This window comes from Paenirhodobacter sp. YD-8 (assembly GCF_056590935.1).
This window is the reverse complement of record NZ_CM152649.1, coordinates 1348953-1364235: the sequence shown is the minus strand read 5'-3', so window position 1 is coordinate 1364235 and position 15283 is coordinate 1348953. Positions and strand designations below refer to the sequence as shown.

The window sequence follows — 15283 nt, the reverse complement described above, 5'->3', positions numbered from 1 at the left end:
GTGCGGCCCGGGATCAGTGGCTGCCGGCCTTCGCCACGACCAGCTGGATGCCGTCGAGCACGTCGGGGGTGTTGCCCTCGGGGCGCAAGCCCAGAAGCGGCGCGACACGGCGGATCACCTCGCCCGCGACCGGCACCGCGGTCCAGCCGGCGGTGCGGCGGTTCTCGCCCGCGACGAAGGTCGAGGGCTCGTCGAGGCTGAGGATCAGCACATATTTCGGGTCGGTCACCGGGAAGGTGCCGGCGAAGGTCGCCATCACCTTGTCCTTGTAATAGCCGCCGGTCGGCTTGACCTTGTCGGCGGTGCCGGTCTTGCCGGCGACCTGATAGCCGCGCACGTCGCCGAACGAGGCGGTGCCGCGCGTCACCACAGCGCGCATCATGGCGAGGGCGCGCTTGGCCGTCTCCTCGCTCAGCACCCGGTCGCCTTCCTGATGGCGCGGGTCGTGCACCAGCGTCGGCTCGACCCGGCGGCCGCCGTTCGCGATCGTCGAATAGGCGGCGGCCAGATGCAGCGGCGAGGCCGAGAGGCCATGGCCATAGCCGATCGTCATCGCCGAGATCTCGGACCATTTCGCCGGCAGGATCGGCCGACCGGTCGGCGCCTCGCTCAGCTCGACCGGGGTCGGGGCGAGGAAGCCCATCTTCTCGAGGAAGGCCTTCTGCCGGTCGGGCCCGATCATCTGCACGATGCGTGCGGTGCCGACGTTCGAGGATTCGACGATCACGTCGGTGACCGACAGCTGCGGGCCGTAATTGTGGAAATCGTGGATGCGGAAGCGACCGAAGACCATCGGCGACTGCGTCTGCACCATCGTCGTGGGGTTGACGAGGCCAAGCTCCAGCGCCTGTGCCACCGCGAAGATCTTGAAGGTCGAGCCGAGTTCGTAGACGCCCTGCACCGCGCGGTTGAACAGCGGGCTGTCCGAGGCATCGCCCTTGGTCAGCGGCGCCGGCCGGTCGTTCGGGTCGAAATCGGGCAGCGAGGCCATCGCCACGATCTCGCCGGTATGCACATCCATCACCACCGCCGAGGCGCCCTTGGCATCCATCAGCTTCATGCCGCCGTCGAGCACTTCCTCGAGCGCGGCCTGCACCGTCAGATCGATCGAGAGCTGCAGCGGCGCGCCCTTGTTCGCCGGATCGCGCAGCCAGCCGTCAAAGGCCTTCTCGACGCCGGCGACGCCGACGATCTCGGCCGAGTTCACCCCTTCGGCGCCGAAGCGCGCGCCCCCCAGCACATGCGCCGCGACCGAACCGTTCGGGTAAAGCCGCATCTCTCGCGGGCCGAACAGCAGGCCCGGATCGCCGATGTCATGCACCGCCTGCAGCTGCTCGGGCGAGATCTTCTTCTTGATCCAGACGAACTTGCGCGCGCCGGTGAAGTCCTTGACCAGGCGGTCGTGGTTCAGGTCGGGGAAGATCTTGACCAGCTTGTCGGCGGTGCCGACCGGATCGACCAGCATCGGCGGCTGCGCATAGAGCGCGTGGGTGACGAGGTTCGTCGCCAGCACCCGCCCCTCGCGGTCGGTGATGTCGGCGCGCTGCGCCAGGATCGCGGGGGCGGAATCGCCCAGCTGCGGCTCCTCGGGGGTCGAGGCGGCGAGCGTCCCCATCCGCAGCCCGACGGTGACGAAGGCCGCCAGGAACAGCACGCCCATCATCAGGAGCCGGCCCTCGGCGGTGGTGCGGGCGCGCTCGCGCAGCGCCTCGCCGCGCAGGCGGATGTTCTCGCGCTCGATCGCGTCGGGATTCTCGCCGCGGGCGCGGGCGTCAAGGATGCGGGCCAGCGGGCGAAGCGGCGTGCGGATCATTGACCTTCCTCCAGCAGCGCGTCGGGCGCGTTGACGACATCGATCGGTTTCATCCCGGCAAGCGGCGCGGCGGTCTCGGCGGCGGGCGCATCCGGGCTCGGATAGGCGACCTGCCCCACCGCGCCGAACTGCTCGGGCGCGAGCGGCAGGAGCTGCAGCTCGGTGAAGTTCATGTTGACGAGTTCGCGCAGCCGGTCGGGACGGTTCTGATAGGCCCATTCGGCGCGCAGCACGCTCAGCCCCTCCTGCAGCGACGCGATCTCGTTCTTCAGCGCACGCAGCTCACCCTGCCGGTCCTGCGTGGCATAGTTCACGTGATAGGCCCAGAAGGCGAGGCCCATGACGCAAAGCGCGGTGGCGAGATAGAGCAGCGTCCTCATCTGTGGCGTCCTGTCGCGGCGGGAAGGGCGGGAAGGCCAAGCGCGGCGCGGTCGGCGCGGCCGGCCGGCGCCTCGGTGCGGATCGCGACGCGCAGAAGCGCCGAGCGCGCGCGCGGGTTCTCGGCAAGCTCCTGCTCGTCGGGGCCGACGGGCTTCTTCGTCACCGGGGTGAAGGCCGCAATCTCGACCGCCTGCACGGGGGCATAGCGCGAGCCGGCGGGCGTGCGGCCGGAGCGCGCCTGGAAGAAGCGCTTGACCACCCGGTCTTCGAGGGAATGGAAAGTGACGACGGCGAGCTTGCCACCGGGTTTCAACGCGCGCTCCGCGGATTCGAGGCCTGCTGCAAGTTGCCCGAATTCGTCGTTCACCGCAATGCGCAGCGCCTGGAACGAGCGCGTGGCCGGATGGCTCTGCCCGGGCTTCGGCCGCGGCAGGCAGCGCTCGATCACCGCCACAAGCTGACGCGTCGTGGCAAAGGGTGCGGTGGCGCGGGCCTCGACGATCGCGCGGGCGATGCGGCGCGAGGCGCGTTCCTCGCCGTAATGGTACAGGATATCGGCCAGCACGCCCTCGTCGGCCTCGTTGACGATGTCGGCGGCCGAGGGGCCGGACTGCGACATGCGCATGTCGAGCGGGCCCTCCTTCATGAAGGAGAATCCGCGCTCGGCCTGATCGAGCTGCATCGAGGACACGCCGAGATCGAGCACCACGCCGTCAAGCCCCTCGGGCGCGATCTCGGCGGCATAGCTGTCGAGCTCCGAGAAGGTGCCCTCGACCAGAACCAGCCGGTCGCCATAGGGGCCGCGCCAGGCCTTGGCCATCTCGAACACCGCCGGGTCGCGATCGACGCCGATCACCCGCTCGGCGCCCGCCGCCAGCAGCCCGCGGCTGTAGCCGCCCGCGCCGAAGGTGCCGTCGAGCCAGACGCCCGAAACAGGCGCGACCGCCTTCAGGAGCGGTCGCAGCAGGACGGGAACATGCGGGGCGTCGTCTTGGGTCTCGGGTCCGCTCATCCCTCAGCCCTCCCCACCGAGCAGGCTGAGCGGGTCGAAGTCCTCGCCCATCTCGGCCAGCAGCTTTTCCATCCGCGCGGCATCGACCACGGCGAAGGTCTCGGGTTTCCAGATCTCGAAGGTCTCGCCCATGCCGGCGAAATAGGCCTCGCCCTCGAGCGTGAGCCGGCCGCGCAGCGTCGCGGGCAGAACAAGGCGGCCGTCCGGATCGATCTCGGTCGGGTGGGCCTTGTTCAGCACGAGGCGCTGCAGGATCGCGCGGCGCGGGTCGGTGTAGGGACGGGCGTTGATCTCTGCCGCGAGCTTCTGGAAGCCCTCGTAGGAATAGACCTGCAGCATCTTCTGGGTGTCGGCACCGTAGACGATGACCATGCGGGGGCGGCCGGTGGCCTTGGCCTCGGGGTCGCCCTCCTCGAGCTCACGACGAAACAGCGCGGGGATCGACACGCGACCCTTGCTGTCCACCTTGAAGGTGTATTCGCCGATGAACATGCCCGCCAAGGCCTGTCTCCTGTCCCCTTCCCCTCTGGTGGCTTCCGGAACCGGGGTCCCGGTAATGAAAACGGCGGATCGGACTGCTGCCACTGTCCGATCCGCCGCCCTCGTTCCCATCGCTGGGCTGTCCGACTGCGCGCGCCACCTGGGGGATGCTGCTCGCTCGCGCGCCGGATCTCTTCGTTTCGTGAAGCGGGTGCCTGTATGAAATCTGCTCTTTTCGCCGTGAGGTCTTGTTGCCTCGTTCCCGTCTTCTCGATGAGCAAGGGATGCCACGGGCAGGGGTGGGATAGCAAGGGAAAAGACGGGACCAGCCGCAAACTAGCTGTGGATATGTTGTGGATAACCCATTCGAGACTCAAGGGATTGTGGCAAGTTCATGACAAATTACGGCACAAATCGTTTCAATTGCCGATGAAGACACCAGATCTAGTGGGGTCATCTTTTCCCGGACAAATCCCACAATTTCCCGCCGGCCAGAATGGGCGTGGCGAATATCCCACAGGCAAGGACTGATTCTCGGCCGATCACGGCGGTTCACGCAGCGGTGATTCGGCGTGAATCGACGCCTTCGCCCGGCAAGTGCCATGAAATCCCGCGCGCACCCCCGGCACCGGCACCTGTCCCGCGAAATCCCGCGCCGGACCGCGGGGGACACGCCGGCCACACCAAGCGAAAGGGGCGCCCCGCAGGACGCCCCTTTCCCGTGATTTCCCGGATCGGCGCCGGTTCAGACCGCGCCCGAGGCGATCAACGCCCGCGCGATCGCCGCATAGGCGCGCGCCGGCGCCCCCTCCCCCGCCGCGGCGGGCGTGCCCGAATCGCCCGCGAGCCGCACCTCGAGGTCGAGCGGCAACGCACCGAGGAACGGCAGCCCAAGCCGCGCCGCCTCGGTCTCGACCCCGCCATGACCGAACAGATGCGCCTCGTGGCCGCAGTTCGGGCAGACATAGGTCGACATGTTCTCGATCAGGCCGAACACCGGGGTGTTCAGCCGGCGGAACATGTCGATCGCCTTCTTCGCGTCAAGCATGGCGATGTCCTGCGGCGTCGAGACGATGATCGCGCCGTCAAGCTCGGTCTTCTGGCACAGCGTCAGCTGGATGTCGCCGGTGCCGGGCGGCAGGTCGATGATCAGCACGTCAAGCGGACCATAGGCATCCCATTGCACCTGGCCCAGCATCTGCTGCAGCGCGCCCATCAGCATCGGGCCGCGCCAGATCACCGCCTCGTCCTCCTTCAGCATCAGCCCGATCGACATCAGGGTGACGCCATGCGCCTGCAACGGCACGATGGTCTTGCCGTCGGGCGAGGAGGGGCGCTTGGTCACGCCCATCATCCGCGGCTGGCTCGGCCCGTAGATATCGGCATCGAGCAGGCCGACCCGCTTGCCGGCCCGCGCGAGCGCCACCGCAAGATTGGCCGAGACCGTCGACTTGCCGACGCCGCCCTTGCCGGAGCCCACCGCGATCACGTGGCGCACGCCGGCAACCGGCAGCTTTCCCGCCTGCGGCGTCGGATGACCACCGATCTTCGGCCCGCCCCCAAGCCCGCGCGGCGGCCCCGCGGGCACCACCACGGTGACACTCTCCACCCCGGGAAGCGCCCTCACCGCCGCCTCGAGCGCCGGCCGCAGCGCCTCGAGCGCCGGGCCCGGCGCCCCCTCGAGAACGAAGCGCACAACGCCCGACTCGACCGCCAGCGCATGCACGAATCCCTGCGTGACCGGGTCGCCGCCCCCCGGAAGCGCGACTCGCTTCAGCGCCTCAAGCACCGTTTCCTTGCTCAGAGCCATGATCTTCTCCGCCGATTTTTGCCGGAACTGTGTCGTTTTGGCCGCGGAGTTCAAGGGCGCAAAATCGCCGCAAACTGGAGTCGCGTCGAAATTTGGCCGAAACACGCATCTTCAGAACATAAAATGTCGTGTGACGTTGGGTGAAATGACCAAATATTAGGTCAGCACCTATTATGCAGTTTCTGCATGGCAGCATTGCACCTCAGGGCCATTGTGCAGCTGCAGCATTGGGGCCATGTTTGCGTCAACAGCAGTGGCGACGTTGCCACCGCAAGACGACGAGACGACGAAGACCAAAGGTTGAGACGATGGCTCTGGTTACCGACATCCGCACCGCCGACTTCGGCCTGGCGACCTTGGTTGCCAGCATCCGCGACGGGATCGCCCGCCGCAAGGTGTTCCGCCAGACGATGCGCGAGCTCAAGTCGCTGTCGCGCGCCGAGCTCGAAGATCTGGGGATCCATCGCTCGATGATCACCCGCGTGGCCCTCGAGGCCGCCTACGGCAAATAAGTTTCCCTTCCTGAGGCCCCTCCTCCTCCCTGGGCCTCGGAAATCGGCGGTGCTCTCCTCCTCCTCCCTGAGGGCACCGCCACCCTATACCGGCCCCAGCCGCAAGGCACTGCCGGAAAGCCGATGCGATGGCCCCCTCCTCCTCCCTGGGGTCTCGTAAAGAAGGCGGTGCCCTCCTCCTCCTCCCTGAGGGCACCGCGCTTTCTTCTCGGCGCGAGACTTGCGAAGGGCCATCCTCCTCCCGGCCCGTCGTGACAGGCGGCGACCCCCTCCTCCTCCCTGGGGTCGCCGTTCGATATACCGAAGGCCCCTCCTCCTCCCTGGGCCGACGGCTACGGTGCCGCTCACTCCTCCTCCCGAGCGGTGCCACCCATACCAAGGCCCCCTCCTCCTCCCTGGGGTCATGGTTCGGACGGCGGCCCCCTCCTCCTCCCTGGGGCCGCCGTTTCCATTTCCGCCCCCATCTTCGCAAACCTGCATGCCCGCCCTTGCGGAGCGCACCGGGCGACGGCATTGAGGGGTGAACGGAGGAAGCCATGCTGTCCTATCAACACATCTACCACGCCGGAAACTTGGCCGACGTGCACAAACACGCCCTGCTTGCGGTGATGCTCGACTACATGACCCGCAAGGAAAAGCCGCTGAGCTATCTCGAGACCCATTCGGGCCGCGGGCTCTATGCGCTTGACGCGGCCGAGGCGGTGAAGACCGGCGAGGCGGCAGCCGGGATCGAGCGGGTGGAGAAGCTGGGCTGGTTCCCGCCCGCCCATCCCTATGCCAGGGCCCTTGCCGCGGTGCGGGCCGCGCATGGCGCGCGGGCCTATCCGGGCTCGCCGCTCGTCGCGGCGAACCTGCTGCGGCCGATCGACTCGCTCCAGCTGTGCGAGCTGCACCCGCGCGAATTCGAGGCGCTGCGCGCCGCGATGGCACCCTTCGGCGGCGTGCTGCACCACAAGGACGGGCTGGCGATGGCGCTCGCGATGGCACCGCCGACGCCGCGCCGCGGGCTGATGCTGATCGACCCGAGCTGGGAGGTGAAAAGCGATTACGACACCATCCCGCGGCTGATGGGCCAGGTGGCGCGCAAGTGGAACGTGGGCGTGATCGCCCTTTGGTATCCGGTGCTTGCCCCCACGGTCGCGGTGGCGCCGGCGCAGGCCGCGATGGTGCGCGCGCTGATGGCCGCGCATCCCGATGCCCTGCTGAGCGAGGTGCGCTTCCCGCCCGCGCGCGAGGGGCACGGGATGATCGGATCGGGCATGGTCGTGCTGAACCCGCCCTGGGGCCTCGGTGACGAGGCCAATCGTCTGGCGAAGCTGTTCCGCAGCCTCTGAGGCCCCGGTCGCGACGGATCGGCCGTCACGCCGGGCGCATCAGAGGTCAGGTGCGGATGGCCCGGTGCCGGCCGCTCAGCGGCGATAGCACTTCGACTTCGAGCCGAAGCCCGAGGGCGAGCAGATCCAGCTGCCGTTGCCGGGCGGCGTGACATAGGCCACGCGTTCGGCGACGACCGGCGTGGTCGGGCGCATCCAGTCGAACCGGGCAGAGCCGTGGCCGGCCGCGGTCTTCACCACCACACGGTGGGTCGGGAGGATGTCGATGGTTGCGGTTTCGGCATGGACGGGCGCGATCGCGATCAAGGTGACGGTCGCGGCCGCAGCCGTGCGGGAAATCAAGTCGAAGATGGTCATACCTGCCTCGTGCTGTGACGCGTTGAACCCCTGTGATCTCTGGGGCCCTGCGTTCTCGGTCCCTATCGATCACAACAAAAGTTCCTACGCGTCAAGCCAAGCGCGAGCGGGGCAAAACTGTGGCGCCGATGCGGCAGCATCAACGAAAACGCGGGGGAAGTGATTTCCCCCGCGTTTTCATGTCATTGCCCCCGGGGCAGAAGATCGGCGAAATTCTGCCGTCCCGGCCCCCTATTGCAGGATCTGGTTCTTCATGCGCCAGTCGGGCGCACCGAAGTTCTCCGGCCAGGGATAGACCTCGTGCTGGTTGAAATAGACCACGCCGACGAGACTCGGGTATTCCTTCTTCTCGACGCGCACGCTGTCCTTCCACATCTGGACGTAATCGGCCTTGCCGACATAGCCGAGCTCGGCGACGACGACCGGCTTGCCGAACTGCGCGGCCCGCTCGTAGCGCGGCGCGAAGATCTCGTCGAAGGTGCGGTCATGGCCGTATTTCGCCTGGTCCCAGGCCTGCAGCCCGAAGACCGAGAGCCCGATCAGATCGGCATAGTCGTCGCCCGGGTAGTAATCGGCCATGTTCTTCTCGCCGAGCGGCGACCACATCACGGTGATGTTGGGCGCATGGGCGCGGCACAGGTCGATCATGTGGCGATAGGCCGAGATGTAATCCTTGGGATTCCAGCCCGCCCAGATGAACTGCCCCGAGGTGTCGTCCATCTCGTGGGCGAAACGCAGGGTCACCGGGCTCTTCAGCGTGGCGAGCACGTCGCAGATCGCGATCATGTTCGGGTCATATTCCCCGCGTGCGATGCCCCGGCGCAGGTATTGCGCGGTGTTGCGCTCGCTGCGCGACCAGGTCCAGGGCTCGACCGTGACCAGAAGTGCCCGGTGCCGTTCCAGCGCATATTGATCGGCATCGTTCAGCGACGGCAGGTAGACGTCCTCCCACGGCAGGAACAGATGCTCGATCACCACCGGGGTCTTGTCGGTGAAATCGCCGTCCGGGTCATAGACCCCGAACGGGACGTCTCCCGGTGGCACCTCGACGGGAGCGGCCAGAACCGGCCCCGCGAGACAAAGCGCCGCGGCACATGCGGCAATGCCCGTCCAAAAAGAGTGTTTCATTTTTCCCCCTCCCCATTCTCCTTCGAGAACCAGCCGGACAGATCGGGTGCGAAGAAGATCCGCACTTCCCCGTTCTGCCCCATGCCTGCCCCCGAGACGAGATATTCGACCCGGGTCAGTTTCAGCGGCGCAAGGCCGACGGCGAGTGCGCGAAGACTCGCATCGCCTCGCAGTGTAATCCCCACGGCACAGAGCACCATGACAAGGGTCAAACCGGCGACATATCTTGCGAATTCTGCGCCGTCGCGCGGCGCCTGCCCCTTTGCCCGCGCGGCGCGGCGGTGGTGCCACAGGATGACCACCAGCAAGGTCACATAGAGCAGCGCGTTGATGATCGAGAGCAGGTAGAAGCCCCGCGCCTGGACCACGTCCGGAACCATGAGCACCGGCACGATCGCGCCCGCCGCCAGAGCGAGGTAGAGCCAGAAGATCCGCGGCGGCAGCACCGCGGCGGCGGCCTCGCCCTTGGGCGTGATGCGGAAATCGACGAAGCGCCCGGTCACCCGGTCCCACACCGCCATCAGGCAGCCCCAGAGCACCCAGGGCCATTGCAGGATGACGAACAGCGCCTTCTCCCAGGCGATCACCTTGGCATCGCGCGGCCGGAACAGCCCGTCGTGGCGCATCATGTAGGCAAAGGCGATCATCACCACGACCGAGGGCAGCGAATGGCCGAGGAAGGCGGGATAGGTGACGTCGGCAAAGCGGATGTCGAAGCACACCGCCAGGATCGGCAGCACATACATCATCGCCATGGTGATCGCGAAGAACGCATACCAGCTCTGGCACAGCAGGAAGAGCAGCTTGAGCCGCAGCGGCAGCCGGCCGAGATAGCCGGGCGTATAGCGCAGCAACAGGCTCATCAGCGAGCGCGACCACTGGAATTCCTGCGTCACCAGATCGGGCAGCGTCGCCGGCCCGTCGCCCACCGCGATCGCGTCGATCGCATGCACGCCCCGCCAGCCGGCCGAAGCGACCAGCATCGTCGTCGAATGGTCCTCGGCCAGCTCGGGCCCAAGCCCGCCCGCCTGTTGCAACGCCACGGTGCGCACCGCGTAATGCGAGCCGATGCACATCGGCGTCAGCACCCCGGTATAGCCCGCCTGGAACACGCCATGAAACGCCGCCTCGGCATACAGCCGGGTCCGCGCCGCCCAGCTTTCCGCGGCATTCGCGGCGCAGATCGAGGGCGCGCTGACATAGCCCACCTCCGGATCGGCGAATGGGCGCAGCATCTCGCGCAGATAGCCCGGCTGCGGCACGTGATCGGCATCGAGCTGGCTGACGATGTCGTAATCGCGATAGCCCCAGGTGTCGTAGAAATAGGCGAGGTTGCCTTCCTTGCAGCGGGTCCGGCGTGGCCATTCTGCGCGGTGATACTCCGCGAGCCCCTTGCGGGTCGAGATCATCACCCGATGCGCGGCACACCAGGCGCGGGTCTCCTCGGACGGGTCCTCGTCAGCAAGCCAGGTGTCGTGCGGATAGTCCTGCGCCAGCATCGCCTCGAGCGTCTTGCGCACCACGGCGAAGGGCTCGGAGGGGGTCTTGGTGGTCACCATCGCGACCCGCCAGCGCCCCACCTCGGGATCGGGTGCGGCCGAGCGGCGGGCAAAGAGGAAGACCAGCACGAAATAGAGCTGCATCCCCCAGATCCAGGCCATCGCCGCGGTGACAAGCCAGTAGCGCGCCGGGCCGATGACATGGGCGGGCTGCAGCCACCAGGCCCAGAACCACCCCGCCGCCAGAAGCCACAGCGCGATCACCAGCCGATAGCGCAGGGCCCGGAGGCCCGTCACCACCGGTGCAAGCATCGGACGCGGCTCCAGGGCAGGATGACGGCTCATGGCCCGGCCTTGATATCCCCATGGCCGAACCAGGGCGCGGCGTCGGCGACGATCCGCTCGAGCCCGAACTCGGGCCGGAAGTCCAGAACGGCGCCGGCGCGCGCGATATCGGCGTAAAGCGCCGCCGGATCGCCCGGACGGCGCGGCTCCTCGAGGACCGGGACAGCGCGCCCGGTCACCCTCTCGATCATCGACACGACCTCACGCACCGAAGCCCCCTGCCCTGTTCCAAGGTTCAGGGCCACACTCTCGCCCGCCCCGGCCAGATAGTCCAGCGCCCGCACATGCGCGCGCGCCAGGTCGGTGACATGGATGTAGTCGCGGATGCAGGTGCCGTCTGGCGTCGGGTAATCGATGCCGAAGATCCGCAGCGGCCCGCCCTTGCCCGAGGCGGCAAGCAGCGCGAGCGGCAACACATGCGTCTCGGGGTCGTGTCGCTCGCCCGCCTCGCCCGCGGGATCCGCGCCCGCCGCGTTGAAGTAGCGCAGCGCGACATGGCGCAGCCCCCAGGCCACGCCCGCGTCGCGCAGCATCCATTCGCAGACGAGCTTGGTGCGGCCATAGGGATTGATCGGCGCCTGCGGCATGTCTTCCGAGATCGGCAGCCGGTCGGGCGTGCCATAGGTCGCGCAGCTCGAGGAGAACACGATCTGCGTCAGCCCCGCCGCCTGCATCGCGCCGAGAAGGCCGATCATGCCGCCGAGGTTGTTGTCGTAATAGGCCTGCGGCTCGGCCACGCTTTCGCCGACATAGGCGAGCGCGGCGAAATGGATCACCGCCTCGGCCCGGTGCGCGCGCAGGGCGGCAAGAACCGCCGCCCCGTCACGCAGGTCGCCACGCACCAGCGGCCCCCATTTCACTGCATCGGCATGGCCGCGCGAGAGGTTATCGAAGGTGACCGGCGTACAGCCCGCCTCGGCAAGCGCCTTGCAGCAGTGCGAGCCGATATAGCCCGCACCGCCGGTCACCAGCACTGTCTTCGGCAGGGTCATGCCACGCCACCCGCACTGATCCGCTGCTGCGCCAGAAGTTCCTGCCGGAAATAGGCGATCGTCGGCAGCAGGCCTTCGCGCAGCGCCACCTTCGGCGCCCAGCCAAGCAGGTTATGCGCCCGGGTGATGTCGGGACGGCGTTGCAGCGGGTCGTCCTTCGGCAGCGGCAGATGCACGAGCGGGCCGCGCGCGCCGGTCAGTTCGAGCACCATCTGCGCCAGCTCGAGCATGGTGAACTCGCCCGGATTGCCGAGGTTCACCGGCGCATAGATCGCCTGGGTGGCCTCGGGAGCCTCCATCAGCATCTGCAGCGCGTCGACCATGTCCGAGACATAGCAGAAGGAACGGGTCTGGGTGCCATCGCCATAGACCGTCAGCGGCGCGCCGCTGATCGCCTGGACGATGAAGTTCGACACCACGCGCCCGTCCTCGGGATCCATCCGCGGCCCGTAGGTGTTGAAGATCCGGGCGATGCGGATATCGACCCGCTTGGTGCGGTGGCTTTCGTAGAACAGCGTTTCGGCAGCACGCTTGCCCTCGTCGTAGCAGGAGCGCGGGCCGACGGTGTTGACGTTGCCGCGATAGCTTTCCGGCTGCGGGCTGCAGTCGGGATCGCCATAGACCTCGGAGGTCGAGCTTTGCAGGATGCGCGCCCGCTTCGCTTCGGCGAGCTCGAGCAGGTTCATCGCCCCCAGCACCGAGGTCTTGAAGGTGTGCACCGGATCGGCCTGGTATTTCGGCGGCGAGGCCGGGCAGGCCAAGTTGTAGATCCGGTCGATCGGCCCGGCGACGGTGAAAGGCTCGATCACGTCATGCTGGATCCAGCCGAACCGCGGATGGGTGACCAGGGTGCCGATATTCTCGAACCGCCCGGTCGAGAGATTGTCGACGCAAATCACCCTGTCGCCTTGGTCAAGCAATCGTCGGATCAGGTTGGAGCCGATGAACCCGGCCCCGCCCGCCACCAGAACCGTCCTGCCGCTGCGCCCGGAGGGCTGTTCGCCCTGAGGGTCGAAGCGGATCGAAAACGCCTTACGCTTCGTCATAATAATATCCCCCCTTTCCACCCCGAACCGCATTTCCTCCTTGCGTTTCGGGAAGCTCCGGGACCGAGTGGTTACCGGAGTCGGGGATTATTATATACTTTTTAATCTTGTTATTGTTGAGTCATATCAAGTTCATGATGTTTAAATATTATGCACAAACAATACCATAGGTTGTATTCTCAATGTCCGGATATCGCCTTGCGCGAGTGACCGCCTAATTTCCAGCCAAAGCCGCATTCACGCAATCGGCCGGCAGATCCAGGTCGATGGCCACGCCGCCCTTGCGCCAGAGCCGGAAATCCTCGCCATCCATCTTGCCCGCATTCGCGGTCAGCAGACGGAATCGGTTGGCGAAATAGGTGGTCGCGCCGACCGTCACCTTGCGGATCACCAGATCGGTGTCGCCGGTCTTGCCGGCCCCCGCCCAGTCGTCATTCAGGAACCAGACATCCAGACGACGCGCGCAGGCGCCGGCGGCCAGCGGCAGCCGCACCTCGGTCATCGCCGCCGAGATCGCCGCGGCGCTGGCCGCGGCATGGGTGGTATCGGCCGCACCCGGCACCTCGAAACCGCCGACATCCGTGCCGTCGAGCATCACCCAGCCCTTCGGCGGGGCATCGAAACGCGTGCCGGAGACGGTCAGCACCACCTCGGTCGGCGCCACGGCCGGGGCAGCGGGCTTCTTGCCCGACAGCACCGCCGCCAGATGCGCATCATGGCCCGCAACAGCCGCGGCCAGCGTCGCCTGAGCGGCCTCTGCCGCCGCGACGTCGCCCGCCCGGTCCGCCGTCTCGAGCGGATCGGCGGACAGATCGAACAACCGCTTCTCGCCGGTGCTGGCGTTGTAGATGTACTTGCGCGCGCCCTCGCGGAAACCGAGCTGGAACCCGTTCCAGGGCGCGAAGAACATCACCCCGTCGGGGCGCTCGGGCGCAAAGACCGAATGCCCCTCCCACTGCCAGGGGCGCGGCAGGCCGAGCAGGTCCGCCACCGTCGGCGCGACATCGGTGATGCCGACGATCAGGTCGCTGCGGCTGCCGGAGAAAAGCTGCGGGTTGATGAAGGCGAAGGGGATGTGGACGTTCTCCTCGAACAGCCCCGAGGCGTGCACATAGGTGCCATGCTCGCCGAAGGCCTCGCCATGATCGCCGAGCACGACGACCAGCGTCTCGTCGGCAAGCCCCGTCTCGCGCAGGTGGTCCATCAGCCGCCCGAAGGCGCTGTCGCCCACCCACAGCGCGTTCAGATAGCGGTTCAGGTCCGGATCGTCGGAATAGGGCTGCAGATCCGGCCCCGGGAAATAGGGGTGATGCGTCATCCCGGTGCGGAAGGTGACGAAGAAGGGCTGCTTCGGCGCGGCGTCGATCCACTCGGCGATGCGGTCGGCGGTGCACAGGTCGGACGAGGTGTTCAGGAAGCGGTCAGTGACGCTTTGCACCTCGAACACGCCCTGATCGCAGGTCCAGTCGCGATAATCGACGACATGCTCGAAGCCCATCTCGGTGACGAAACCGCCGGTGTTCTGGAACCGGTTGTCCGAGGAGTTGAAGAAAGCGGTGCGCGCGCCGGCCTTCTGCATCTCGCGCGCGAGGCTCGGGAAGCCCGCCAGAACCCCGGTCTCGGTCATCGAGGTGGTCGAAAGCTCGGGGACCAGCCCGGCCAGTGCCGAGACAAGGAAATAGTTCGAGGCCGGCACATGTGCATAGGCGCGATCGAAGGCGAGCGCATGGGAAAGCTCGGCCTTCAGGTGCGGGGTGACGGGCACGGTGCCCTCCCAGCCCTCGGCCCGGCGCGCGGGCGTCGATTCATAGGCATAGAGCAGCACGTTGCGGATCTTCTTCGGCGGATCGGCCGGGCGCGGCAGCCCGGGCACGGTGGCAAAGGCGCTTTGCGCATTGCCCCGCTCCAGCGCGGCAACCGCGGCATCGCCATCGGCGCGGCCGATCGAGCGCAGGAAGGCCCAGACCGGGTTCACCAGACGCGCCCGCGCGACACCGGTGGGCGCAGAGTCAAGCGCAGCGCCCGAGACGATGCCCAGCCCGAAGAGGCCGAGCAAGAGCGCCGCCCCCGGCGCGCGCCAGCCGGCAAGCCCGCGCGCGCCCAGCACCAGCGCCGCGACCAGAGCGGCCACGCCGAAGAAGGCGAGCGGCGAGACGAGGTGCCAGATGCTGTCGAGGATCACGTCGGTATGGGCGATGTCGGAATAGGCGACCCAGTCCATCGTCACCGGCGCCCCCAGCATGTCGAGGGCAACGAGATTGCCGATCCCCCACAGCATCAGAAGGCTCGCGAGCACGCCATAGAGCGCCGCCGCCACCCGCCCCGCCCGCGGCCCCTCGCCGCGCAGCACGGTGATCGTGGCATAGGTCAGCGCCAGCAGGATGAGCCAGTCCTGCCACATGCCGCGCAGCACGAGTTCGGCCCCGTCATCAAGGGACAGTCCCGCCAGATCGCCGCGCAGGGCCACGATCCGCACCCCGAGAAGCACCAGCCCAAGCAGCGCCCCCGCCCACATCACGCGCGCCGAACGGATCTCGTTCAGGCCGCGCGCCTCCCCCTGCTTCTCACGCAAGA

Annotated in this window: 13 protein-coding genes; 2 read left to right on the top strand and 11 right to left on the bottom strand. The window is 67.4% G+C overall.

Annotation, left to right across the window (positions count from 1 at the left end; translation table 11 throughout):
* Positions 1-13 precede the first annotated feature (13 nt).
* The 5 genes from AC0QTQ_RS06675 to AC0QTQ_RS06655 all read right to left on the bottom strand — a co-directional run bounded on the left by AC0QTQ_RS06675 (position 14) and on the right by AC0QTQ_RS06655 (position 5496).
* Entirely contained in the window at positions 14-1813 is a 1800-nt protein-coding gene (locus tag AC0QTQ_RS06675; protein ID WP_480258811.1) for a peptidoglycan D,D-transpeptidase FtsI family protein, read from the bottom strand.
* The gene (gene ftsL / locus AC0QTQ_RS06670) at positions 1810-2193 is read right to left on the bottom strand and encodes a cell division protein FtsL (protein WP_121533928.1); all 384 of its coding nucleotides are present in this window, start codon (positions 2191-2193) and stop codon (positions 1810-1812) included. The genes AC0QTQ_RS06675 and ftsL overlap by 4 nt, the downstream gene beginning before the upstream one ends.
* Entirely contained in the window at positions 2190-3206 is a 1017-nt protein-coding gene (gene rsmH / locus AC0QTQ_RS06665; protein WP_480258810.1) for a 16S rRNA (cytosine(1402)-N(4))-methyltransferase RsmH, read from the bottom strand. Before rsmH ends, ftsL begins: the two co-directional genes overlap by 4 nt.
* 3 nt (positions 3207-3209) lie before the next feature.
* Entirely contained in the window at positions 3210-3698 is a 489-nt protein-coding gene (gene mraZ / locus AC0QTQ_RS06660) for a division/cell wall cluster transcriptional repressor MraZ (RefSeq protein ID WP_245965278.1), read from the bottom strand.
* Between the two features lie 733 nt (positions 3699-4431).
* Positions 4432-5496, bottom strand: a complete 1065-nt coding sequence (locus tag AC0QTQ_RS06655) for an Mrp/NBP35 family ATP-binding protein (RefSeq protein WP_480258809.1) — start codon at positions 5494-5496, stop codon at positions 4432-4434.
* A 308-nt stretch (positions 5497-5804) separates the two neighbouring features.
* Between AC0QTQ_RS06655 and AC0QTQ_RS06650 the strand changes: the two genes are divergently transcribed.
* Positions 5805-6008, top strand: a complete 204-nt coding sequence (locus tag AC0QTQ_RS06650; protein ID WP_121533924.1) for a DUF1127 domain-containing protein — start codon at positions 5805-5807, stop codon at positions 6006-6008.
* 536 nt (positions 6009-6544) lie between these two features.
* Positions 6545-7342 (top strand): 23S rRNA (adenine(2030)-N(6))-methyltransferase RlmJ, encoded by a 798-nt coding sequence (gene rlmJ, locus AC0QTQ_RS06645; protein ID WP_480258808.1) that lies wholly within the window; start codon positions 6545-6547, stop codon positions 7340-7342.
* 75 nt (positions 7343-7417) lie between these two features.
* Here rlmJ and AC0QTQ_RS06640 read toward each other — a convergent pair whose 3' ends face one another.
* From AC0QTQ_RS06640 to AC0QTQ_RS06615, 6 genes are all read right to left on the bottom strand, one after another.
* Positions 7418-7699: a hypothetical protein gene (locus tag AC0QTQ_RS06640; protein ID WP_480258807.1), complete on the bottom strand. Its 282-nt coding sequence runs from the start codon at positions 7697-7699 to the stop codon at positions 7418-7420.
* Between the two features lie 231 nt (positions 7700-7930).
* Positions 7931-8827: a glycoside hydrolase family 26 protein gene (locus AC0QTQ_RS06635; protein WP_480258806.1), complete on the bottom strand. Its 897-nt coding sequence runs from the start codon at positions 8825-8827 to the stop codon at positions 7931-7933.
* Positions 8824-10638: a glycosyltransferase family 2 protein gene (locus AC0QTQ_RS06630; protein ID WP_480258805.1), complete on the bottom strand. Its 1815-nt coding sequence runs from the start codon at positions 10636-10638 to the stop codon at positions 8824-8826. Before AC0QTQ_RS06630 ends, AC0QTQ_RS06635 begins: the two co-directional genes overlap by 4 nt.
* 29 nt (positions 10639-10667) lie before the next feature.
* Positions 10668-11657: a UDP-glucose 4-epimerase GalE gene (galE, locus tag AC0QTQ_RS06625; protein WP_480259201.1), complete on the bottom strand. Its 990-nt coding sequence runs from the start codon at positions 11655-11657 to the stop codon at positions 10668-10670.
* A gap of 2 nt (positions 11658-11659) precedes the next feature.
* Positions 11660-12709, bottom strand: a complete 1050-nt coding sequence (locus tag AC0QTQ_RS06620; protein WP_480258804.1) for a UDP-glucuronic acid decarboxylase family protein — start codon at positions 12707-12709, stop codon at positions 11660-11662.
* Positions 12710-12923: 214 nt separating this feature from the next.
* Positions 12924-15281, bottom strand: coding sequence for a sulfatase-like hydrolase/transferase (locus AC0QTQ_RS06615; protein WP_480258803.1), 2358 nt, complete (start codon positions 15279-15281; stop codon positions 12924-12926).
* Positions 15282-15283 lie beyond the last annotated feature (2 nt).